Annotated in this window: 1 protein-coding gene (only partly in view); it reads left to right on the forward strand. The window is 56.5% G+C overall.

What is annotated here, in order from left to right; translation table 11 throughout:
- Window positions 1-26,571 carry the 5' portion of a hypothetical protein gene (locus HYT76_06790; protein MBI2083261.1) on the forward strand. Its footprint extends 2,247 nt past the window's final position, so 26,571 of the gene's 28,818 nt are visible here — the first part of the coding sequence; the start codon lies at window positions 1-3; its stop codon lies beyond the right edge, outside the window.

Here is a 26,571-nt window from a genome sequence, read left to right on the forward strand (position 1 = left end):
ATGAAGAGACGACTGGTCATCGTAATTTTTCTCGCCCTGTTTGGTCTCACGCTCACTCTCTTTGCCCAAGAACAGACAAAACCTGAAGGACGCGTCGGCGGAGGACAGGGATCGGCCGGCGGATGTTCCTGCCCACTCGCGAAAAAATCAAAACGGGATGGACTTGTACCGACCGGTGGTGAAATCCAGCAACCTGCCACCCCTCCAGATACTGACAAGGACGGCAAACCGGATGAAGACGACAAGGATGATGACAATGACGGCATTCCCGATAAGGAGGATTCCTGTCCACTCAATGCCGCAAACAGCTGCGTTCAAGGGGAAACGGGGTCGCGATGCAGCTCGGATGGGGATTGCAGCCCCGGTTTTGCCTGTAATGAATCAGGGGACGTCGGTCTCTGCGAACAGGATAGCGATCGAGATGGAACTCCTGATTCTCAAGATAATGACGACGACGGTGATGGGATCGATGACGGCAATGATGGCTGCCCTCTTGATAGCACCAACTCCTGCACGGAAGGCCGATTAGGTTCTCGCTGTGCGACAAATGCCGACTGCACCGCCGGTTTCGCCTGCGATCCGACAAACAACACCTGCCAGACTGATTCGGATGGGGATGGGACGGTTGATCAGCTCGATATCTGTCCCAATGACAGCACGAACCAATGCCTTCCCGGCGGCGGTCCGTGCACTCCTCCCCGTTTCTTTGATGGGGCGACCTGTTCCTGCCCGGCGGGAGAGACCTGGAATGGAACCACTTGCGTTGAAGAACCGGAACCGCTTCCCGGAGAGGGAGTCGAGGGGGCGCTGCTTCGATTCGATCTTGATCCAACCACCTTCGGTCGTTGGACAGGAACGTTCACCGATGAAGGAGACGGTAACTACAGCGCCTCTGTCTACGATTTGAATACCGCTGGCGCTGCAAATCTCGAGGCAGAGATCCTCGCTGGTCCATCAGTCGACGAAAGGATATCGGCAACTTCAACCCCCTTTGAGATCCGTACAGCAGTCGTTCGTGAGACAACAATCTATCTCGCTGAGAACCAGCTTCAGGCCTTTGCGCAAGTCGTGGGGGCGAATGGAGAACCGGTCGCCCCAACTACCGTTGTCAATTTTGAGATCATTTCTCAAGGGGCAACACCAACTGTTATTGTAGGACCAGTCCGAGGAACCTCTGAAGGGGGCGGGATCTTCAGTGCAGACCTCACGATTCCCCCATCGGAATTTGATGGGACCGGCAATATCCGTGACCTACGCGTGAGTGTTGATGGGATCACATCTTCCTTTGTCCGGGATATCCGGTTTCAACAGCGTCAGCGGTCGCTTGACCTCTCAACAGCCGGAGAGGTTGGGATCGTCCTGCCGGCAGCGAATCAATACACACCGGCCAGTGGAGATGCCTGGTTCATCGTACCGGTCACACTTCAGGCAGGAACTGAAAATATCAATTTCTATCAGATTGAGATTCAATATAACGCCAATCGTCTCCGGATTATTGATGCCGCTAATGATGTCGGCCCTGGCAATGATGCCGGATCATTTGGAGATCCCGGAGCCGATGATTTCGCTCGAGGGGCTTCTGGATGTTCAGCCCCTGTCGATTACCGTTGTCTGCGATTTAACACCTCAAGTCCTACCGGCGAGAGGGCCGATGCCAGCGGAAGGATGGAGATTGCGGAAGTCAGATTTCATATTGTTGACTCAACCGAAGAGCGGGCGGAGATTTTGGGATCTGTCCAAAGTATCCTCCGACGATGCGAGGCAGCTGACCTCACCTGCGACCCGAATATCGTCTCTACCGAAACACCAATCCAGGTAGTCGACTTCGACAGTCAAGGAACCGTCGGCGAGGTCCTGACCCCTGTCACTCGGGTGGTTAGTTATTTTGCCTGGCCAACAGAGATCGACCTCTACAGGGCTGGGACTATCCTGCCGGGAACAGGGTCGATTCAGGTTCGTCAACTCCGTAACCGTCTCGGTGATAATCTCAGTACCCCAACCGGTGTCACAGGGAGAATTGTGGCAGGGAGCGGACTCTTTTTTGCTGCGGACCTTTCCTACAGAGTCACTGCCGATGGTGAATCAGAGATCGAGATCACACTTCCCGATGGTTCGACCCAGCGCGGAATGAGGGTCAGAGGTGAAATAGCAGATGACAATGAAATCACTCTCCAGCTTGCCGATTCGACACTGAACCAGATCTCCGGAACTACTCCGGCTGTCTGTCAGAGGACTCAGGCAACTGTTGGATGGGTTGTTCCCGAACGCAATGCAAGCACGACATTTCCTGCGCGTCCTTCGTTTAACATCGATCTTTCACCCTGGACCACATGGTCGGCCACGGGACCGTTCGTCGTGAATGACATGGATGACAATCTGCCCCGTGGACTTGTCGAAACCGTCGGCTGCCCGGAAACAGGAGCAGTCTCAGGAACCATCACCGCCAACGGTTTCGGGCTCGGTCCACAAACATCCCCGATAACAGCCAATGGCGACCAGGAGGTGACCGTTTCCAGCCTCCAGGTTGGGGTCCCCGCAACCATTGGGTTCCGTGCCGTCGATGGCAACACGATCACTCCAAATCCGACAGCAACACTGCCGGGAACGGCGACCGGTTTTGTGCGTGTGACGAATGCGCTAACCGCGCTCGACTCACAGGCCCCGATTGTCGTCTGGGCCACGACCACCGATCCCGATCTCCCCGGCGGGACATCAAGATATCTCGCCTCACCGGACACCACCTTTTCGATCGATCCGGCCGATCCACAAGATATTATCTGTCTGACCACACCCCTCGAGCCTCGGCTATGCCTGGATACCGGCGGGACCCTCGTCAATGCGATCGGAGGAACAGAGGATGGCGCCAGGGCGGCCGTCACAGCAACTTACGGTGGAGCGACGTCGAAGGGTTCGGTTCTTGTTCGAGTCGATTCCGCAACAGGGCTTGAAATCACTGCCGATCGGACGACACTCGCGATCGACGATGAAGACCCCGCAGCGATCATTCGATCTCTGCCAACAACAGCACAGCTCACCGTTGCCGCGACCTGGGGGGATAACGGCGCCCGCTACGAGGCGACATGGGATCAGCAACGGACCACCTATGAGGTCACCGAGGCGGTCACCACGAGGGTCAGACCGGGTGGGCTTGTTGAAATCGATCCCGCGACCGGCATTGTGCGTGCAACCGGGAATGGAACCGGACGCGTGAGCATTACGGCGATCGTGAATGGACTCGGTCTCGAAGATAATTCAGAATCGATCGATCTTTGGGTCGTCAGCCTGGAACGAATTCGGATCGAGAGTTTTGAAGATTTCGCCATTCCATCGGATTGCTCCAGCTTCACACCACGAACGATGAACTGCGGAACACGGATGCCGGATGACACCGCCTCACTCATCGAGGGGACGACGGAACGTCAGAATCTGCAGATTGAGGTTCGTGGGGAATGGACCGATGGGGCTGAATTAACCGACCTGATCTCTCCAGCATCGGCGGCGGCTGCGTATATTCAAACAATCTTTAATGATGAAAGCCTGCTAGCGGGTCGGTGCGATGACCTTTTTGATCCGGATACGGGAAACCCGAAGAGGCTCCTGACCGGTGATACTGCAGATGATTGTACACTCGCGGCAACACTGAATTGGACCACCGATGCCGGGACACCCGATGAAAGGGTCGTGTCGATCTCGCGAGATTACGACCTCCATGTCGCGACCACCACAGCGCAGATCCGCACGCTGTATGTCCGAGGCACCGAAGGAATCAGTGCTGGCGCAACATACACCGATGTCACTTGTGACGACACCTTCTCCGGCGTGAGTCGGAGACGGGTGGCGGGTGGTGTGGGTGATCTCACGAACCTCCGGGTCATTGCGGAGTTTGATGATAACTCACGCCAGCTCCTCGCGAGTGGCAGTAATCAAGTCATCACCGGACTCCTCACATTCACCCCAAGCATCCCTACCGGAATCTTTGAGTCAGCGACCGACGATCCCTTCCGCCTTGTCGCCGGGGAAGATGGGCAGGTCGAGATCTTGAGAAATGGTGTCGGACGGGTCACAATCGATGTCGCCTCGGATGACACGACAACGCCCTTCGGCTCACAGCCTTACACCCTCTGCACGAACCTCACCCCCGCTGTTGGAGATATCGATGTCGGCAATGGATCGGGTCGAATGGTCTTTGAAGACTTGAACGTCAGTGTGCGTGTGAATGCCGGGACCAATACCCTCTCCGGCTTCGAAATCCGACTCTTCTATAACCCCGCCGTCCTCCGGACATCGGATGGCCAGATTACTATTGGCTCAGCGCCGACACTTAGTCTCACACCAAACGATCAACCGAACAGCGCCAGAACCTCAGCCGATACTGATCAAGAGATTGTACTGATCGGCAACTTTGGAACACCCCAATCAGGTTCACTCGAGATTGCACGAATCAACTTCTCAAAAGTACCGGGAGGGCCCACGGTCACACACCTGACAGGGACCATCGCTTCACTCATCGCTGTTGTTGATGAGAATGATGACGTGGGATATGCGGTCGTGCCGGCGGGTAGCTTGATCACGGCAGGTGATGGCTGGATCGACCCACCGCTCGGGAACTATAATAGTAGTGGCGCCTTCGATCCCCAAGATGTCTTTAGACTTCAACAAGTCTTCCGCGGTGATTTGTCACCTCCTTATACTATTGATGGCGACTACAATCAGGATGGAACCATTAGTGTCGAGGATGCCCCTCGTGGCCGCGAGATCCTCGCGGATCTTTTCTACTGGGTCGCCGAGGCGACCACGGATCCCGCCAATCCGATCAGGGCCTCACTGATCGTCACGGAGCCTTCACCTGGCACCGCCCGTATCGCCGCACGTGTTCGAAAGGCTAATGATATTGCCTGTCCCCTCGCCGCCTTTACCCAACTCGATCTTGATGTCAGTTTTGCCGTCCGATCCGGCGGAAACAGCACCTTGAGCCGATCGTATCGGGCCGCTCCCACGACTGTTGCTGCTGATGGGACCAGTTGTGACTACTTTGTTGAAATTCCCGGAATCGAATTTGATAGCACGATCACGGTCAGGCCGCGCTTGACAGTCCTCCCCTCTTCCGCGGGTGACGTTGCGAATGCCGATTGGATTATTGCGAGGGATTTCCCGGTGACTGGCACAGCAGGAGGAGCCTGCACTCCGGGAAGCTGTCCGCCGGATCAGGAATGCGACACCGTCACCGGCATCTGTCGGGATCCCGGCTCTGCAGGTGAGGGGTGCTCGACATGTGAAGATTGCGATCCAGGTCTTGCCTGCGACGACTCAGGGGTTTGCGAAATCGACACCAACGGGGATTGCGAATCGGATAGCGACGACGGTGACGATGACGGAGACGGAACTGATGATGGCGCCGATAACTGTCCGCTCATCAGTAATGATCAAACCGATACCGACAGCGACGGACGTGGCGATGCCTGTGACAGTTGCCCAAGCGACCCGACCCCAGACTGTAGCACCGTCGTCAATACCCCCCCCTCGCTGACGATCACACCATCGATCGATTCTGTTCCAGAAGGTTCACCGATTCCGGAGCTGACCATTCGGGCGACTGATCTTGATGCGGGTGATACTGTGGAGATCAGCATGACACAGCCGGCTGGTCAGGTTGTGCTCAATGAGCCGGTCTTGACGCCGCCAACTCCGTCGGGAAATCCGGCAACAGCAACATTTAATTGGACACACGATGAAAATGATGTCGGGGCGAGCTTCACATTCACCTTCACCGCAACCGACGGTCGTGGCGCAACCTCTACCGAAACAGTAACCGTCGCGGTCGATTCACCGATTGAATCCGAGGACACGGTCCTCTATGCCCCGATCCAGTTTGAACTCTCGGAAGGGACAACAGATCCACTCAATCTCTGGAATCGGAACTGGCGGGATATCGGTAACCCGGATGGAAGCTACGATGGTCAGTTCTTCAAGCTCTCGACGACCGGTGAAAAATCGCTAACGGTTCGTATCCCGAATTCTACGGCAAGCCTGACCGAGGAGTTCGATGTCACAAGCCCGGTCGCCCGGATCCATGTCGTCACGAATCTCACTGATCTCTTCCTGCCTCCCGATGATGATGAAGAGGGGGTCGATCTCGGCTTCTTCACCTTCTTTGTTGATAGTGATGGACGTCCTGTCGATCCCGATCCCGGTTCTGTCCGATACAGTCGTGACGATGGAGTCCCCCTGTTACCCTCCAGCGAACCGACTCCACTTGAGACGGGGATCTACTATCAGACCATCCGTGTCCCGGATGAGGGATTTGATGACGCCTCTCATACGCTCACAGTCAGCGTCGTTGGACCCGGAGTGACCCCCGGTTCGGATACATTTAATGCCGCCTTGCCGGCGACCCCTCTTGCAGTTTCTTTTGGCTCCGCCGGTCTCCAGCTCCCACAACGGATGCCTCGGCCGGGAGAAACGGTCGATGTCGATGTCTATATCAATCCGCCGGAAGAGGAAGAGCATCGGAACCTCTTCAGCTTTAATTTCAGTGTCGGTTACGACACAGCAGCACTGCGCTATGAGCGGGTGATCCAGCCTGCAAGTGCGAGTGACTTCAATGGATATGCCCCTGTGAATCCCGAAAACGGCACGGTGACCATTATCAGTTCCACCACCGAAGAGGTGCCTGTCCCCGACACCTCGCGGGGCCTCCATGTCGCAACGATCCAATTCACGGTGCTCGGTTCAGCTGATACCACTGTCACCGGCCACAGCAATCGACTCGCCTACTATGATCAGGGGGGACAGGGGTTTGGTGAGGATACCGACATGACCGTCGCCGATCATGCGAGACGCGACAACACAGGAAGCGGAATCCTCCGTTTAAGACCGATTACGACAGAGGGATTCTTCGCTTGGATACCAGAGAGTTTCCTGATCGAGGCGCCAGCGATAAACGACAGCCTTACTGGTGTCTCCCAGGTCAGTGTCAGGACTGTTCAGACAGCGGCGACCGACATCACCGATTACAGTGGGAGTATGACATTAAGCACCGTCTCCGGCGGAGGGGATGGTGTCCTCATTATCGGTGGTGGTGCTGAGGGTCGGTTTGGGGTCTCAGGCACACCCGGAACGGCGGAACTCAAGGTCGAGCTGCCGGGGCTCCCGGCCACAACCGCGATCGAGGATATCAAGGTTCGAACCGCACGGTATGAACCGACACTCCCTGCTGTCACCCGTGTTGTTCCCGACGATCTGAATTTGTCCTTAAGCTGGCTCGGGGAGGAGAACGGTTTCCAGCGGACCCGTATCCGTACGATCTGGGATATCCCGGATAATAGCGCGAACGTTGAACTGACCGACCGGATGACCTGCAGTATCCCTCCCACTGTCACGGATGGACGTGAGATCAGTGAATGTTATGTCACAGCGGTTGCCAATGTCTTCGAAGGAGATGTCCTGGATGACACCTTCGATGTTGCGGTCAGCGGTGCTGGGGTCAGTCAGACCGCGTCGGTCAGGTATACTAATGACCCTCAAGGGATCAACTCGCTCTATATCTCGATTCCGGCCGAGATTGCGTCACTCACAACAAACGACATCGCGCTGTTGCCCGTTTCCTCAGGTTCTTTGGGAACCGGCTCGCAGACCGCAGTCGTCTCAAATGTCATGCGACAGTACCGGCAAACTGTGCCGCTTACGATCTGGGCGATCGACACCGAGGAAAACCGGATCGATGTGACCGATGTCGATGTCGCCCGCACAAGTCTCACAAGTGACAACGATTTACAGGTGGAGATTGATCAAGACTGCGATGATAATCCGGACACTGTCGACCCGTGCGCCCGCGCGCTCGCCTCGACCGATGCCGATGGGATCCTCCTCCATGCGGAGTGGGGAGGACAAATAGCCAACAACCCTGTCATCGTTGATATCCCGCCACAAACGGTCCGTGTGACCGGTTGCGATCAGGACCTGGCAGCAAGTGCAACAGACATCGCGGCCCGTGTTTTAGGACTGATCCCCTCAACAACCCTCGGTGTTGAGCGGTGCACGGCACAGGATGCACAAGGGACCTGTATCAGTTGGTCCCCGGTCGAAGTCACATGCTCCATCGTTGGGGATGGAACTGACTTCGTCAATCTCGATGCCGGGCCCTGCGTTGTCACTGTTAACGAAACGCTGCCGGCGTTTGGACGTTTCCAGGTTGCCCTCGATACCAACAACTTTTTGGGAATCCTGAATCAGACCTGTAAACGGGATGTTGTGACGCTCTCTGGACTCAACTACCTGCTCTACGAAGATTTCGATAGCGAGTTTGAGACCGCCGTTCGGGAGACTGGGAACCTGCTCTCGCAGATCGAGGGAAGGGTCGGAACCTATCAACGAGCACGCCTTGTAATGCAGGCGGTCTGGTCCGATGGTGAGTCGCGCGGGATGGACGACTACGTAGCCGCCGACCAGATCGACGGGATTACTATCCTCGCGAATGCAACTCCCTTCGGCGTCGCGGCGAATCCAACCTTGGGATGGCCCGAGTCGCTGAGGCTCACACCGTTTGATGATGACATCGGGACGATCACGAAAACCTTTGAACCACCGGTCGTTGTTTCCGGTTTCACCTCAGAGATGACCCTGACTATAGAAGATACACCGATCGATATCACCGAGATTGTTCTTTCCGGCCGGGGTGCTGAAATCAATAACGGAGATATCTCACGCGGCGACGAGTTCTTTGATGGGACCTTCAGTGGGCCGATCGATCAACGGGCCATTTTACGCGCCGTCGCGACCTTCCGGGATAGGACACGTTATGAGCTCCTGGACACCAATGGCGATCAGGTCTTTAGCACCCCGGATCCCTTCCTCAATTTCACAGCGGCAGAAAGGTGGTTCACAGGCATCACGCCACCGAGCCCCCTCCCACGCGCGATCGATTTTGTGACCCCTGATTCCGATGACTCCAGCCAATCGAGTCGTGGGGAGCTCGAACTGAAATTAAACGGCGCCACCGATATCGGTGTACAGATCCTTCAAGATGCCACCGCGACATTCGATCAGACCGATGACCCATTCAATCTCGCCGCGAATTTGACACCGGCGATTTGGCATGTCGATCTCGGTTTTGAAGATGGAAGATTCATCGCACCACAGACAGACGCCTTTAACGTCGACGTCCGCGCGAATCTGCCAAGGGATCTGAAGGTCTTTCAACTGACCCTGACTTACGACCCCTCGGTCATCCAGATCGATTCCCCCTCCTTCACACCGAGCGTGAGTGTCCCGAGCTCTTCCTCGACCTCTACCGCCGGCGGAAGGGAGACACTCTCACTCACAGCGAGCTACGACGGTGCGATTGCTGCAGGAACCAACCAGCCTCTGGGTCAACTTCATTTCAATGTCCTAAACAAGACGACTGGGACCCGTTGGACGGAGTTGACCGGTGCCTCCGTTTTGACCGTCGATGAACCGGGGTGTGGTCCGGCTGCCCCCTCACTTTGCAACGTTGAGCATCGAGAAGATCTCGTCGCGGGGCGTGGGTATGTCGATCCGCACAACGCAAAGAACCTCGATGGGGTCTTCGGTGGCACTGACACCAATGGCGATGGGGTAATCAACGCAGATGATACGGGTGTCGTCTACTTCAGTGGTGGTGATATCGGTGTGATCCTTGATTGTCTCAGCTTCGGAGTCGGTACCGGTCAATGCACGGCGACCCAAGGGCTCGGGGCCGACCTCGAAGGGATCGGAAACAGACTCAATGCCGACGATATCGGCTATGGTCTCCAGGCGACTGTCGGACGATTCCAGTTCTTTGATATCGACCTCGATCCAGATCTCGTTGGTGGCACCGGACACTATGTCCTCTCGACCCACATGCAGGATATCCGAAACCAGGATGTGGTCTCCGGAGTTGACGTCCAGTTTTCTGTCTCCGGCTCAGCCAGAAACGATCTGACACTCGAGGTGGCTGACTTGATCGAAAACTCCCCAAATACAGGTATCGTTCCAACGTTGGATTCAAATTATTACCGTACACCTCTTGAGACAGAGTTTAGCGACACGATCACCGCAACAGTCCTCTACCGTTTTCATTACATGGTTGGTAGCACCCCGGGGGTCAATGAACTCCAGGTCACACGATCCTTTGAGGTTATCGGATCAGGTGGCGATCTCCCTTGTGATGTTGCCGGTGACACCTGTCCTTCAGGCCGTGCCTGTATCGCAGGACGTTGTGCCGATGTGGAGTGTACTGCTGACGACCAGTGTTCCGGTGCCACACCGCGATGCGATCTCTCGACCAACAGCTGCGTCGCTGCCTGCACGGGAACCGATCTGTGGGATGGATCGCGATGCATCGCCGCGACAGAGTGTCAGACACCACCTCGTAGTGCTGCAGCCGGTCTCTGCAGCTGCACAAACGCCGGTGAGGTTTGGGATGGAAGGCGCTGCATCCCCGCTGACGATTGCGACTCACCACCCCGCACACTGATTGGAACGATCTGTAGTTGCCCCGGTGATAGTTTCTATGATGGGACCGCCTGCGTCCCGACCACTGAATGTCGAGGTGGCGAGGTGCTCGGCGACGCTTGCGTCTGTCCCGGCGGGATGGAGTTTTCCGGAGACGTTTGCACCGTTTCGAACAACCCTCCGACCCTTGAGATTACCCCGGTCGTGATTGAGGCGCGTGCCGGTCAGCTCACAGAATTTTCCGTGATCGGTTCCGACCTCGATGAAGACCCCGTTTTGGTCACGATGGTCACAACGAATGAAAGTGGAATCCTTCTCCCCGATGATGTCGGTGCCACGCGGATACTCGATGAGGGTGCAACAGCCCCCAACACCTACACCTTCCGCTGGACACCAGACGTTGATCACCAAGGGAACACCTATCGGTTTGAGTTCACCGGGTCCGATGGTCGAGGAGGCAGTTCAGACCCTGCCGTCGCCACAATCGAGGTTGGTGTCCCAGCCGCAGGAGAATTGGTTAGCTTGGCACCGATCCAGTTTGCGTTGACGGAAGGGACGCCACCGACCCAAGTCAATCTCTGGGATCAGAATTGGTGGGAGAGTGATCATCCCACAGACCCCCTCGCAGCCGATGGGACCTACAATGGAGAGTTCTTCAAGGTCAGCTCGACCGGCGACAAGACAGTCACGGTCAGCATCCCGAATTCGACCGCGACACGCGCCGGAGAGGTGAATGTCACCGGGACTGTTTCCAGAGTCTATGTCGTCACGAATGTCCCCGATCTCTTCCTCCCTCCCGGTGAGGATAAGGTCGATCTCGGCTTCTTCACCTTCTTTGTCGATAGTGACGGACGTCCTGTTGATCCAACTCCCGGCTCTGTCCGATATAGTCACGGTGGTATACCGATCCCATCCCCCTTCAGCGGACCGACGCCACTTGAGACGGGGATCTACTACCAGACCATCCGTGTCCCGGATGAGGGATTCGATGGCGCCTCTCATACACTCGAAGTCACCGTCGTTGGACCCGGAGTGACCCCCGGTTCGGATACATTTAATGCCATTCGACCTGCTGATCCCCTCGTTGTCTCACCTGGCTCCGCCGGCATTCAACTCCCGCAAGAGACAATCGTCCCCGGAGAAAATTTTGATGTCGACGTCTATGTGAATATCTCCGATCAGCCGAATCTCTTTGGTATTGATCTGACAGTCACCTATGAAGCCCCCGCCATTCAGTGTGCCGGTGTCGATCTCGGTTCTGACATCTCAAGCTTCAACCCCTACCGCGCCTGTGACCGAACGAGTGGGACTATCAATCTGATTACCTCGGGAATGACTGCAGAAACCGATGAGGATGGTGACGGCATCATGCATGTCGCCAGGATTCATTTTGAGTCAGACGACAACTGGCCAGAAACGGGTCGAACAGCCTTTGACATTTCCGGAACCATTAATCGTCTCGAATCCAACGTCAGTGGGAGCGCCACGACCTTTGCCAGTAGTCAACCGATGGTGGTCGCTGATCATGATGGTCAGTCTGACGATGGAAGGGGAGAGATCCGATTCGATCCGATCCAATCGCTCGGTTTCTTCGCCTGGGCTGGGGAGAGTTTCTTGATCAAGGCGACCGAAATCTCCCCAGAGCTCGACGGAAACTCCCAGCTCGAGGTTCGAGTGATCGAAACAGAAAGGACAGACGTCGTCACCTATAATCGTCCACGACACAACCCCTCCTCCACACCGATCCTCACCCCGATAGGCGGCTCAGGGATTGACGTGATGAATGCGGCGCTGGGAACTTATGAGGTCAGCGCGAATGGTACCAGACTATTCAACGCAACACTTCCCGGTTTTTCCACAATCGGACCGATCGGGATCAAGGGGGCAGTGTATAGTCCTGCAGCGGTATTCAACCCGGCAACCCCTGCAGCTGGTGGTATCCGAATCGCAGCGGATGATCCGGTACTCCAGCCCCTCGTCTCTCCAAGAGGGGGCTATCAGAGGACACGCATCCGGACCTTCTGGAGGATCCCGGGAAGCGATTCAGAAATTGAATTGACAGAGAGGATGAATTGCACCGTCGCAGCGGGAAGCACAGGTCAGACCCTTCCGGCGCTTGGCCCCTGTTGGGTTGGCCCCACACCGGCCGGCGGTGGTGGCCTGATCCTCCCGACAGACCGTTCTTTTAACGTCGCTGTCAAAAATACGTCGCTTGGGGTCGATGGAATCTTCAGAATCTCATCGCCCGCTGATGCACGGCCTGTCAGTATCACCGATCTGGTCCTTTCAGTCCCGGCCGAGATTACCTCGACAAACGATCCGACCACCCCTCTCGCGGCGATGAGCAGCACTGCCTTGGGAGTCACCTCTTTGAACGCAGAGGTTGGAAATGTGCTGCGGCAATACCAGCAGAGGGTTCCGATCACCGCATGGGCGATCACCACGGAGGAAGGCGGCGTTCATAAGAAAATGATGATCACCGATATCATTGCCCGTGACCTCTCTGTCACTGGAGATACCGATGCGATCGGAATTATCGCAGACTGTGATCCTGGGGCACCCGATTATCTCTGTATCGAGGCGGTTCAAAATGGCACCGCCTATCTCGAAACGACCTTCGGCGGCGTCCCTGTCCGTCAAGAGGTGATCGTCGATATCCCGACACCGGCATTTAGTGTGACCGGTTGTAACGATCTCGCGGCAAGTGCAGTAGATATCGCAAGAGAGGCGCTCGAACTATCGACCGTAACGACCCTTGAGATCACACGCGACAATGGCACACCGGTCGATGTCACCTGTACAGTTGAAGAGGGGGGAGACTTCGTCGGGCTCGTCAGTGATGCTGGAAGTTTTGTCACGACAGGCGAAGAGGGCCCCTGCAATCTGAAAGTGAAATCCCCTCTCGCTTCATTCGGTTCATTCAAGGTCAAGATCGATCCCGACGGGTTCCTTGGGATCCCTGTCCAGTATTGTGAGCGGGATGTTGTCACCCTCTCCGACCTGAACTTCCTGCTCTATGAAGATTTTGATGGCCCGTTTGCCTCCGCGATGATGGAGATCGGCAACAAACTCTCGCAGGTCGAGGCGAGGGCAGACACCTATCAACAGGGACGTTTGATCGCCCACGCGATCTGGTCAGATGGTGAATCACGCGGGATGAGGGACTACCTGACGCTCGACAGGTTCACATCAGCCCCTGCCGTGGCTGATATCGCAACAACGTCGTTTACCGGTAGCAGCGGGTGGCCAAACGGTTATCGGCTTGTCCCACAGAATCCCGGTGACTACCGCTATGAGAGGAGTTTCGAGGAAGGAGAAGTGGTCACCCCCTTCACCTCATCGATCGATGTCGTCGTCGAGGAGAGACCGATTGATATCACCGAGATCGTTCTTTCCGGCCGGGGTGCTGAAATCAATAACGGAGATATCTCACGCGGCGGCGAGTTCTTTGATGGGACCTTCAGCGGATTAGCAGGTCAAGGAGCCAGGTTGAGGGCTGTCGCTACATTCAAAGACCGGACCCGATTTGACCTGATGAACGAGAGTGGGGTCCAGATTTTCAGTGACTTTCTCGAATTGACCGCGGCCGAGAAATGGTTCCCCGGTCTCGATGACAGCCGACCCACCCCACTTCCGAGGGCAATCGACTTTGTCACGCCGATCGATGGAGATTTCGGTCGATCAACACGTGGCGAACTCCAGCTAAACCTGAACGGCGCCACCGATATCGGGGTTCTGATCCCGGATCAGGATGCCATCTCTGGTCAGGATTCCGATGGAAATACACTTGTAGCCTTCAGTCAAACCGATGTGGAAAAGTTCAACCTCGCCGCAAACCTTTTGGCTGACGAGTGGCAGGTCGACCTCGGTGACGCGAACGGACGATTTATTGCGGTCCAGAGTGGCAGCAGCTTTATGGTCCCGGTCCGTGTGAACATCCCCGCCGGAAACGACCTGAGGGTCATGCAATTGACCCTCTACTATGACACGCGTGTCATCCGCGTAACAGATCCGGTCTTTACCTCATCTGTGACCGATCCCTCTTCCTATTCAACGATTCCGCCGGCATCCGGAAGTTTCATCGAAACATTACTGGTCACGGCAAACTACAGACTCGGCGCCGGCAATGATCTATCGTTGGGGACACTGCATTTCACCCCGGTGAAAGATGCGGTTGGTCCCCGATGGACAACGCTGACCGGCCAAGCGATCCTGACCGACTCCTCCCGGACAGAACATACCGATGCTGATCTCCCCGCAGGGAGGGGATTTGTCGATCCGCATAGTGCCCCGAATCTCGATGGAGGACCACCCAGCGGTGACGGCACCGTCTTCAGTGGCCCCGATATTGTCGTGATCCTCGATTGTCTCGATCCGACAACACCTGCTGAACGATGCACGTCAGCTCAACGAACCGACGCGAACTTGAATCAGGACGACGGACTGAAGGCCTCCGATCTCGGATATGGATTGCAAGCGACCGTGGGACGATTCCACTTCCCCGAAATCGATCTCGATCCAAATCCCGATGACGACCCGACTACCGACGACACCGGTCACTACACCCTGAGCACCCATCTCAAAGATGTACGCAATAGTGATGTCACAAGCGGTGTCGATATCGCCTTCACCGCCCGCGCCGGACACCCGGAAAACAGTGTAAGTCTTGGGAGCTCTGAGATCTCGACCCCCAATAGACTCACTAATTTCTACGAAACTACCTTTTCGACAGACTATAATGATACCATCACCGTCGACGTCGCCTACACCTTCCACTACCGTGTGGGTCCCGAGACACGCGATAACCTCGTCACCTTCACAAAGAGCTTCGAGGTGGAAGGCCCCAGGGGTGATCTCCCTTGTGATGAGGCCGGGGATACCTGCCCCTCAGGTCGCGCCTGTATCGCAGGTCGTTGTGCCGATGTTGCATGCACCGCTGACGACCAATGTTCCGCAGAAACACCGCGATGCGATCTCTCGACCAACAGCTGCGTCGCCGCTTGCAGTGGAACTAATTTGTGGGATGGAAGTCAATGTATCGCCGCAACAGAGTGTCAGACACCACCTCGTACCGCTGCGGGAGGTCTTTGCAGATGTACCGACACCGGTGAGGTCTGGGATGGGACAAATTGTATTGCCACTGATGCCTGTGATGCACCTCGTTCTGTCGTCGGGACTCTCTGTGTCTGCCCTAGTGACCAGTTCTGGGATGGAACGAGTGGCTGCGTATCCGAAACAAGTTGTACCGATGACGGTGGAACAGTCGTCGGGGATCATTGCGACTGCCCCGGCGATCAGGTTTGGGATCGAACGGAATGTGTGCTGCCGAACATCTCACCAACCTTCATGGAACCGACACAACTCCGTTACGACGTCTCCTTGCAAGACGCGGTCACCTTCACCGTTCGGGCGACCGATTCGAATGGGGACAGGGTAAGTCTCTCGCGCATCGACACCGACCTGCTGATCCCCGCAGGCCCCGAAGACGCCTTTAGACTGATCGATCCGGATCCTGAGGGTCGTTCGGATCATGGAACATTCTCCTGGACACCGACCGATGCCGCCACTCATGTGGGACCGCACACCGTCCGATTCTCGGCCCAAGACCTGCGTGCCGATGGCTCGGCTCGAGGAACGCCGACAACACTCGAGGTCACGATCGATGTCGATAATGGCGTGATCCCCGGTGAAGGGGTCACTGGCGCGCATATCGTTTTTACCCCGACAAGGACACCCGCCGATCCCAATCTGAACCCCAGCCTCTGGGAGGGGATCTGGTGGGAAGAGACAGGGGAAGGAGACCCTGTCGGAATCTATTCCGGAAAAATCTTTGACCTGGGCTTCCCGGGAACGGAGTCGATCTCAGCCAAGGCAAACGGTGGGACGACGTTCGAGTCTAATTCACTGAATGTTACCGTCGCCACGGAGGCCAAACGAGGAAAGCTGATCCTCGCACGTCCCGAGGTCTATCCTGAGAATCCCCCGGCAACTTCCTCGGTCCAGGCGTTCGCGCTGGTAACCGATGACTTTGGGAGACCGTATCGAGGAACAAGGGTCATCAGCGCGGGTGCCGACGGTGGCCATGGCTCTGTCACCCTCACCGCAACAGACTACCCCGGCATCTTCTCCGGTACCCTGACACTGACAGGATTTCCGGAGGCGGGCGAGGACGACGAAACGATATCGGTCCGACTGCTCGACGGCACAACAAAACTGACGAGTATCACCAACCCCGCCACGACCGAAAGCCAGTCTCTTGTTTTGAAACAAATCGTCTCACCACTGACACTCGACTCCGGTCAGATCGGGATGGAGCTCCCGACCCGTTCGTACGCCGCGGGAGAGAGTTTCAATGTCCCGATCACCGTCGATACCGCCGGTCATGGGGTGATCTCTGCAACGATCGATTTTACCTATAACTCCAATGCGCTGGAGCTTGTCCCTGCCGCGGATGGTTATATGATCAGTGTCGCCTCGGGATTTGACCCGATTGCAAACCCGGCACCCCCTCCTCTCTCTGACTCTGCCTCGGTGGCGCTCGTCGCCGCATCGGCAGCGAACCAACTGACCACTGGTGGCACCCTCATGACGCTCCACTTCCGCGTGAAATCGGGAGAACTCCCACCTTCGATCGCCTTCTCCGCCAATGCGAGGAGGGGATTCAAATACTTGGATCCGTCATCAGGAGAGGAGATCGATATTTCAACGGGGGCTGGGGCTGATCTCCGAGTCGCCGATCGGACCGGTTATGTCACTGGCCAGACCTCAGGGACGATGAGTCTCATCAACACCGAACTTCGTGAGATCTTCGCCTATGCCAGGGATTCTGAACTGACCAGTTCCTCGATTAGCTCCCTCATGGCCGCCCTCCCGAACAGCATGAAGCGGACCTCCGTGGCGATCTACAAGGTCCAGAACAATGGGCTTCTCAGCACAGTCCCGACGAGCTCTGCAACCTGCACCAGTGCGAATGGAGGAGTGAACGCAACAAACTGCGGCACCATCACCGCCAATAATGTCAGCGGACGGACCGATACACTGACGGTCAGTTACAGCGAGGGCGGAATCACCAAAACGAACTCGAACCTCCAGATCCGAAACGAGCGTATTTCAAACTCCTCTGATCTGAGTGATCAAGAAATCACCCTCGATGCAGATCTCGATCTCACGCTGAACCCTGCGACCCGTATCTACGAAGCGACTCTGAATAAACTCAACCCACTCGGGATCTACCCGAAGGTCCACCTCTATGTCTCCTGGCAGGAAGATACGGGCGACCCACGACTCGATCTGACCGAGTATGCCAAAACCCAATTTGTCTCCAGAAGCCCGACAATCTGCTCGGTCAGCGGTGGGATTGTTCGGATCATCGCGGACAGAGGGACCTGCGTGATCAGGGTCTTCGGAAGGGCGGTGCCCGATGTCGTGCTGACTGTCTCCGGAATGCCAGATTCATCACCATTCACACCACAGTTAAGCGTCCCGGCCCATGTCACGATGCAATCGGTTGCCTCGCCAGTCACGCTCGGAACCCCTGATAACATCGATCAGACCACAACAGCTCAGGCCCAGGTCTTGAATACCTTTACGCATCTCTCCGATCGGGCACCCGTCACCGTCACGGCGGTCACGAGCAGTGGACGGTTTGATATCACCGAAGAACTTCGCTCCAGCAGAAGTCTCACGGTCGAGAATCCAAATATCGCAGACTTTACCTCAGCCACATCGACCCTGCTCACCCCGCGAACAACAGGGGTCTATACGGATCAACATGTCAGAGCGATAATCGGCGGGACGCTATACACGGCCAATTTCAATCTCGATATCAATGCCCCACCAACAACACTGACCGGTTGCGTCCCGATTGCGCGAAGTGAAGAAGACGCCGCCCATACGATCCGGGGATTGAATCCCTCGACAAGCCTCAGTGTCACCTATTCCGGGGGGACTGTTCCGACAGCCAATATCCGGTTCATCGTTCAAGAAGGGGCCGACCTGATCAAGACAAGGACGGTCACAAATCCGGATGGGACGACGACAACCCTTCTTCAGGATTCCAATGTCGTCGAATCTGCCGGTGGTGACAGTGGTGGTCCGGTCACGATCCTGCTCGATGTCGCTTACCTCGGCCTGCCGGATCAGACCTGTCACCTCTTTGTGACGACACTGACCGAGCTCTCACTACAAACCTACGAGGACTATGACCCGGCGATTGATCTCCCCCATTATACAGCAGCCGATGGACTCTTCCCGACCGATGCGGTCTCCTCCTCTACAATCTCCTTTATCGAAGGGCAGACGAATCAGCGGCAGAGACTCCGAGTCGTTGTCGAGGGGAGCTGGACTGATGGGACGAGAAGTTATCTCGGACCAAACGAACTAACGCTCCTTGAGACCTCATTAGCCCCACCAAGCGCCGCGACATACACCGTCTCCTCTCCCCCGCCAGTCCCTGCGGATCACCCATCTCATTGGCCCGATAGTTTCAGACTGACCGCGGGAACAGGATCGGAGAGCGGTGATCTCTCAGTCCAGATCAATCCCCCAGCGGTCGGATCGAGACTCGAGTCATCACGACTGATCACAATCAATCCGGCTCCCATCTTGTTTAACCCGGCAGGAACGATTGTGCGTGGGAGCCACAGCTCGATCGGTAACGATCTGGAACAAGGGATTAACAATGATGAGATCGAAATTCTCAATGGCGACTCCCCCTTCGACGCCACACTGATGACCTACAGGGGTGATTCCCATTTCGTGACCGTTATCGGCCAGTTCACCGACGGGACGCGCATGAAACTGACAGGTCCGGGTGGTAATGTCGCCGAGCGATCTCTGCTCGACTTCGGCACCACAGACAACCCGATAGACGAGATCGAGATGCCGCGAATGTCCGGAAGAACAACCTTGAGTCCCGTTATTGAGGCCTACAGCAACCGCTTTGGAGAGATCAGTGCCAGTGGCAATGGCGCCGTCTCGATCCCACTCCTGGTCAAGAACACCGGCTCTTCACTGCTTAAAAATCCGGACGGCACGGACCGAGGGTATCGGCTCGCGGTCAACCTCCAGCCTCGTGAGGGGGATCTTGATATCGGCCCGACCACGGGGCGATTCATCCCGGTCCTCGTACCCGGAGAAACAAATCCCCCACTCACCTTAAGACTCAACGCCGGCTCAGCCGAATTAAACACATTCGGGATTTCGTTGACCTACGACCCGCGTGTCCTGAAATTCAACCTCGCAGGGGCTTCATGGGCCGCCAGCATGAACGGCACCATCAACTCTGTCAGAACAGCGGACGTTAATACGGAGTGCAATCAAGCGACCGACAGCTCCTGCAATCTCCTCATCAGCGGCTCTGCAGGACCGGGTAAAACCGGGTTCGTTGAGATCATCACAGTCCCGATCCTTTCCGCCTCGAAGGGTGCTGAAAATCCCTGGTTTGAAATGACGGGAAGGGTCACAATTGTCGGCCGATCCGGAGGCTCAAACATCTACGTCAGTAACAATGCCGAGGTCATGGCTGCGAGGGGGCATGTGGACCCGGGTGGGATCAAAAATTACGCGAATGGACCGGGAGAGACAGCAGCTGTCTTCAACCCCTATGATATTGCGGCCCTCAAGGTGGATGCCGGCCTGAATCCGATCACCGAGATCACGATACCTCTGGCCGATCGCTATCCGGGGGCGCCGATCTCAGAATCTCTCGGTGATTATAATGGTAACGGGACGAACGGCTTTGACGTGAGCCTGGCCCTGCAGATCGACGCCCGCGCCTTCCATTTCACCTACCTGACACTGGAACCGACAACGACATTGGGTCAATACACCTTCAAGGCACGTCTCTTTAATAAGGATGGACTCCCCGTCTGTGTCCGGGAGGTCGGATTCTCCGTCGCCGATCCTGGCCCCGACGGGAATGAGATTACATTTGCCCAACCAACACCAACCACCTGCACACCGACAGCAGAGGTCTACGAGTCATCTGTGACTTTCAAGTACGACTCCACGCCGACCCTGCAGGCACGCGTCACGACAGGAACCGCAACTGGCGATAATGTCGTTGCGGTCACGGGGCAATTCAATGTGCGCGGAACCGACGGCCGGCCGCTATGTACCGCTGATACTCAATGCAGCACCGGTGAAACCTGCCAGTCGGGCCAGTGTGCGCCGGAGGAATGCCGGGACATCACCTGTCTCGGAACCGAATGTGCGTTGATAGGAGGAATTGGAGCTTGTGTGCCAGACTGCACCGATCCGACGAGGCCGGTTTATGATCCAACCACCGGTAGCTGCTGCAATGCCTTACTGGCCGCTTGTCAGCCTGTCACCTGTCCGAACGAATCCCTTCCACTCGCCGATGGGAGCTGCGCCGCTGCCCGCCGATGCGATAGCAATGCCGACTGCAGACCCCCTGCCGATCAAATCTGTCTCTCCGGTGTCTGCACCGCAGGAACGACGGGCGGGACTTGTAACAACGACGCTGAATGCGCTGCCGGGGAAGATTGTGGAGACGACCGGATCTGCAGACCTGCCGTTCTTACCTGTACTACTCCTGCCTGCGCCGAGGGCCAGACCTGTGTGACCTCCACAGGGCGTTGCTCCGCCGATAGCGATGGTGATGGAATCCTGAATGATGGTGATGGAAGCGGCACTGTCGGTGATAACAAATGCACCGGTGGAGAGGTTGATAACTGTGATGACAACTGTGTCAACGAGCCGAATCCTGGCCAGAATGATGCGAATGACAATGGGATCGGAGACGATTGCGATCCTTCTCCTTTCCCTCTCAGTCTGGTCGTGGAGGGGGCGGATGTCGAATTCGCACCGGCCGATGGATCACCCGGTCGCGCCAGCGGAATTGTTGATCAGACAGAGGTACGCGATGGTCTCTACGAATCAACGATCCATTCGCTGTTGTCTGCGATCTCGGATGGCTCGATCATTGCGCGGGCGATGGTCGATGGGACTGCCGCATCGGAAGATTCGCATTCGTTTGCCGTCACTGCCGGCAGTGGGAACCGACTTGACCTCTTCCTGAACAAGCAGCGTGTCGCCTTGAATACAAAGCCTGTTGATACAAGCCCCGTCGTCGAAGCGTACGCCATGGTAACTAATAGTCGTGGCAGCACCGTCCCGACCGGAAATGTCTCATTCCGACTCTTCTACGGAGCTACGGCGATCGGCCCCTTGTCCACCGTTGCTATTGATGCGACCGGTGTTGCGCATGCAACGATCACGGTTCCTCCCGATCAGTTTGTCCTTGGAGCGACACGTCTGCTGACGGTTCGTGCCTCATCCGATCAGACAAGCGATGCCGATGAGAAAAACTTTATCACAATGCCGGGCCCCGCCTCCTTCTCTCCTGTCGCCGGAATGGTCTGGGCCGAGGTCCCGAATCGCGAGATGGTCGAGGGAGAGACATTGACCGTGATTGTGAAGACGAATGTTCCTGCAGCGCTGGAGAGATACGATGTCCGTCTGAATTACGATGCGGCAAAACTAACCGCCTCCAACGCAGCACTGCCGCCAACAGCGACCGGTTCCGCCGTGATTAATGCGGCCAGCGCGACACCGAATGTCTACTTCCTCGCCTCGAATGCAAGCGGTACCGAGGTCGAGATCGGCCGGGTCGATTTTACCGTCGGCCCGATTACCGGGGATCACGATAGTGATGGTCAACCAAGCGCGAGCTCTGCATTCTCCATCACATTAGCACCGAATGTCGGTTACGCCGGCGGAACGATCTCATCGGCTGGTTCAACCTACGTCTGGGACGGTGATTCATCCGCCGTCGCAAGCACCGGTCAGGTCACACTGATCTCCCGCAGGATCGAAGGGGCGTTTGCGACGGTGACTCCGCAACAGCTCCTGAACAAATCGAGGCTGCTCGGAGCTTCTGGGTATGAATCAGGCGAGGTCAGGATCCGACGCCTCTGGAATATCACCGAATCACCGCTCGATCCGACCGTCACAACACTCGCCCCCTCCGACGGATTGACGCTGAATATCTCCGGTGTCGCAGGATTGACGGTACCGGCGGCCACAGCAGCCACAAACCCGGGGAGATTTACGATCAGCACCTTCGACGCCTCCGGTGAGGCAACATTGACGGTCCGACGAGGGACAACATCCTTAAGTAACCCGGTCAAGGTCAACGTCCTGAGGCTTGAATCGATCGAGCTTGCGCTGGAGGATGCAAATCTCGAAACCCTCCCTGCCGAATTGGGTGGTGGCTCACAATCGACCGCTGCCAACGTTATCGGCATCTTTACGGGGGGGGTCAGGCATGACCTGACCACGGATGTTTTGGCACGCACCGGCGTATCCTCACATTTCGTCTTCAGCAGTGCCGGTTTTGAAAACGTCGCCGGGGGACGAATCCGAGGGACCGGCTCCGTTAACATATCAGGGGCACTCGTCTCCATCGCAGGTCTGCCGGCCGGTTCGAGTCTGATCCAGGATACGACCCATACCTTGAGCTACACCCCGACCTCCCTTTTGGACCTGAATCATGACGATCCCTTTGAGATCGTGATCCCGGCCCGAACCATCCTGTCTTCCTTGACACCAGAGACGATCAACTCCTCAAACCTGACAGAGGCGAACAACATGAACGCCCAGGCACAGGTCGCAAGTATCTTCACGAGGGTCGGCCAGACGACGACAGCAAAGGTCTATGCGAACTTAAATGACGGCGAACGATTCGACATCACCTCGAGATTCGATTCCAACGCCCCGGACGGTAATAATAGCCTCTGGTCCGAGGATAGCTCGATCGTTTCTGCCGGTGGAACGACTCAGACAACAATCACGGCAGCCGGGAGCGGAGAGACAAAGGTCAAGGCAAAATGGTCAGGTCTGACTGACGAACAGGATGTCCGTGTCGAATTTGCACCGCCAAGCCAGACGCAGATCTGGATCCAGCAGCAGGCAGGTCAGCCGTATATCCTCGCAGGTTCAGAGACCACCGTAGCACTTCGAGGAGACGAGATCACAACGACACTACGGGGTCTCCCACAGACAGTGCCTTACAGGGTTGTTGGGAACATGGGGAGCGGCACCTGTTCCGTCGATGCGACGACCGGATCTGTCAGTGGTGCCGATTGCATCGACCTCGTCTCGAATGGCGCAACGACCAGCTGGACACTGGTCGGCGGGAATGATGTCGCGAACTTTGACACCGCGGCACAGGTATTAAGTTCGAGGAGAACCGCGGCCGACGGACTTGAAGGGGCCGGATCGGGACAATATAATCTGACCGTCTCGCTCTGGCCGGATCAGACAACGCCGTTCACTGTTCGTGTCATAACTTACGATGAAGTAACTTTAAGAAGCCTCGAGACCTACACACCGGAAGGCGAGGAACCGGTGACTGAAACAGAACTCTCGAAGATCGAGAATAGCACGCACCACCAGCAGGCGAACCTCTCGATCCTGGTTGGATTCACCGATACCTCACCCGCGGTCGAGGCCTCGCAATACATTGTGGCCAGTCGCCCAACCGATCCCTCTCTCCGTACAACGCCGCAGGTCCTGATCCGCCGTCTCGATGCGACAGGATCACCGGACGTCTCTGACCTCGGCACGCTGCTCGAAGTAGGCGGGACTAGTGGATTCACACCGGTCAACCGACTCAGGACGACCTCTTCCTCCAACGGGACGGTTGAACTGCAGGCGCATGTCGGCCGACTCGCAAGCGCCGGTTTGCAAATCGAAATCTCAACAACACCGGTCGAATTGAATCAGCTCATGATCGACTGGAAGCGGACCTGTAATTCCAATAGCAACAAGATCACACTCGGTGGAGACTGTAACGGCGATGTCACTCAACCGACGTTCCGTGTCCAAAAGGCTCGCGCCGGTGAGGATGGAGACATCCCGCTGACACAGGCAAATCTGGTCTCATATGCGACATTTACCGGGGATGATACCCGCTCCCTGCTGACCGAAAACGGCGATGATGCGTATGACGGGCTTATTTCCTTCAATGCCCCGGCCAATACCACCCGTATCCCGACAAATTTCTCAAGTCTGGGTCATTCTCAATTTGTCACCGTCGTGACCGGACAGGAAAACAAGGGAACCATTCAGGCAACAGAAAATGGAGCTGGGGTCCTCCAACTCAGACCTGCCTCTGGGGTCGATGATGGTGACTTTGTCGTCGTCAACCAAGACCTCCCAGTGAATTTCATCCCTCGAGCACTCGACATCGATCTCGGAAATAATTTTGGGGATCCGTTCGGCCGATCAGCCCTCCCGGAAAACGGACCGACCTCATTCCGTCTTCCGATCTGGTACAACGCCGCGGCCTCAACCGGCGGAATTGACCTCAGGATCTTCTTCGATCCGTTAATTATTGATACACCGTCGCACCTGCCCGACTGCGACGGGAGCTACGTCTTCCCGCAAATCACAGGAGCCAATGTTACCTGTCAGTACTGGGCACCGACCGATGCCGGAAATCCGGCGGTTCCATCCGGTCTTGCCACGATCAAGATGGACATCATCTTTCCGCCGGCAACCCCCTTGTCAGGAGGGGTGCGCAAGATCGCCGAGATCCAATTTAGTAAAGCGGCGGGGGCCGGTTGGAGTCCACTCCGGGGCAGAGTCAGGCCAAAGGGACCGGCGACTGACACAGGCACCGGAATTGTTGTGCCCGATCTCTTGCCCAGTGTATACGCGGATATCGTTGCCGGCGCCGGCGACATTGACCCTGCCCCTCACTACGGAGATGTGGATGACGACAGGGCGGTAGATATCAACGACATCATCGCAACAAACTTCGCCGCGGCAACCGATACCACGAGAGACACAATCGTCCCTGAAGGGGGTTCGCGACATGGAGACCTCCCCTACTTCGATATCTACACCGATGGCGCGCTAAACTCCTACGACGGTCGTTACACCAGCCTGATGGCGAGTGAGGCGCTCCACGCAGTCACCGGATATGACGACGGCACGAATCCTCCACAACCGATCGTCCGCTATCCATACAATAGTGATAATACAAGGGCACTGTTTGTCGCTCAACTCTGGTCCAAGGTCTTTACCGGGAGTACCCAGCGGCATCCGGATCCTGCCAAGACAAAGGTCTTCTTTGAGATTGATCATCCTGCTGCAGCGAGCTGGACCTACCGTTCGGCGACAGGCACATCGCTCACTCCAAACTTTGAGGGAGGGGGAGCAAGGACAAGGATTCGAGCGGTTAATGGTAGCGCGGGAACTTGGGCGATCGATATTACCGGCATGACCGGAAGCGGTAGCAACATCCCGGTCGCGGTGATTGTAGAGACATACAGAGATTCGGCTCGCACCCAGCTGATCCGCAAGTCATCGTTCCTCGAAACCCCGTATGTTTCGGGAACAACCTTCCGCGGAATCACGAGCTTCAGTTACAGCCCAACCGGCGCTGGTGGGCCTGTCTCCTGTGATTCAGACTCTGAATGCACCGGCGGAGAGCGTTGCATCGGAGGTTATTGTGGTAGTGGACAGGATTGCGAGGACAATGGCGGTTGTCCGGCTGATGAGAGGTGTGACCTGTCGAGACATGGCGTCAGCATGGGTGGCACCTGTATCAGCGTCTGTGGTGATGTGACCTGCAGCGCTGCAGACACATGTGCCCGGACAGCGGATCATCAAGCCTCCTGCGTAATCAACGCGACCTGCAGTAGTGGAAGTTTATGCACCTCAGGGTTCAGGGCCGGCCGTTGTTGTGCGAGTTGCTCATCAAGCCCCCTCAGCAGCTGCTCCAGTCCCTCCTGCCCTGTCGGACACTCGTTCAACGCAACATTCAATCTCTGTGCAGAGCTCCGGTGTCAGTTCAACTCAGAATGTTCCGGAGAACAGATCTGTGCCTCTGGAACCTGCCAAGGAGGGGAAAGTTGCACCAGCACCGGAACCTGCAGTGCTGCCGGACAGATCTGTGGCCCGACCGGTGTCTGCACCGGTGGCGGAAGCTGTTTTGAACCGATTGATTGTGGCAATTTTTCGCAATGCAATACAACAACACAAGCCTGTGATTCCTGTGGTGAAAATCAATGTCGCCGCGCCGATGGCTTTTCAGCCTGTGGGACCGGAAGCAGCTGCATGCCTTGTGATCCCGCGACGCAAGAC

The sequence above is a fragment of the Deltaproteobacteria bacterium genome, assembly GCA_016180845.1.
GTDB lineage: Bacteria > UBA10199 > UBA10199 > JACPAL01 > JACPAL01 > JACPAK01.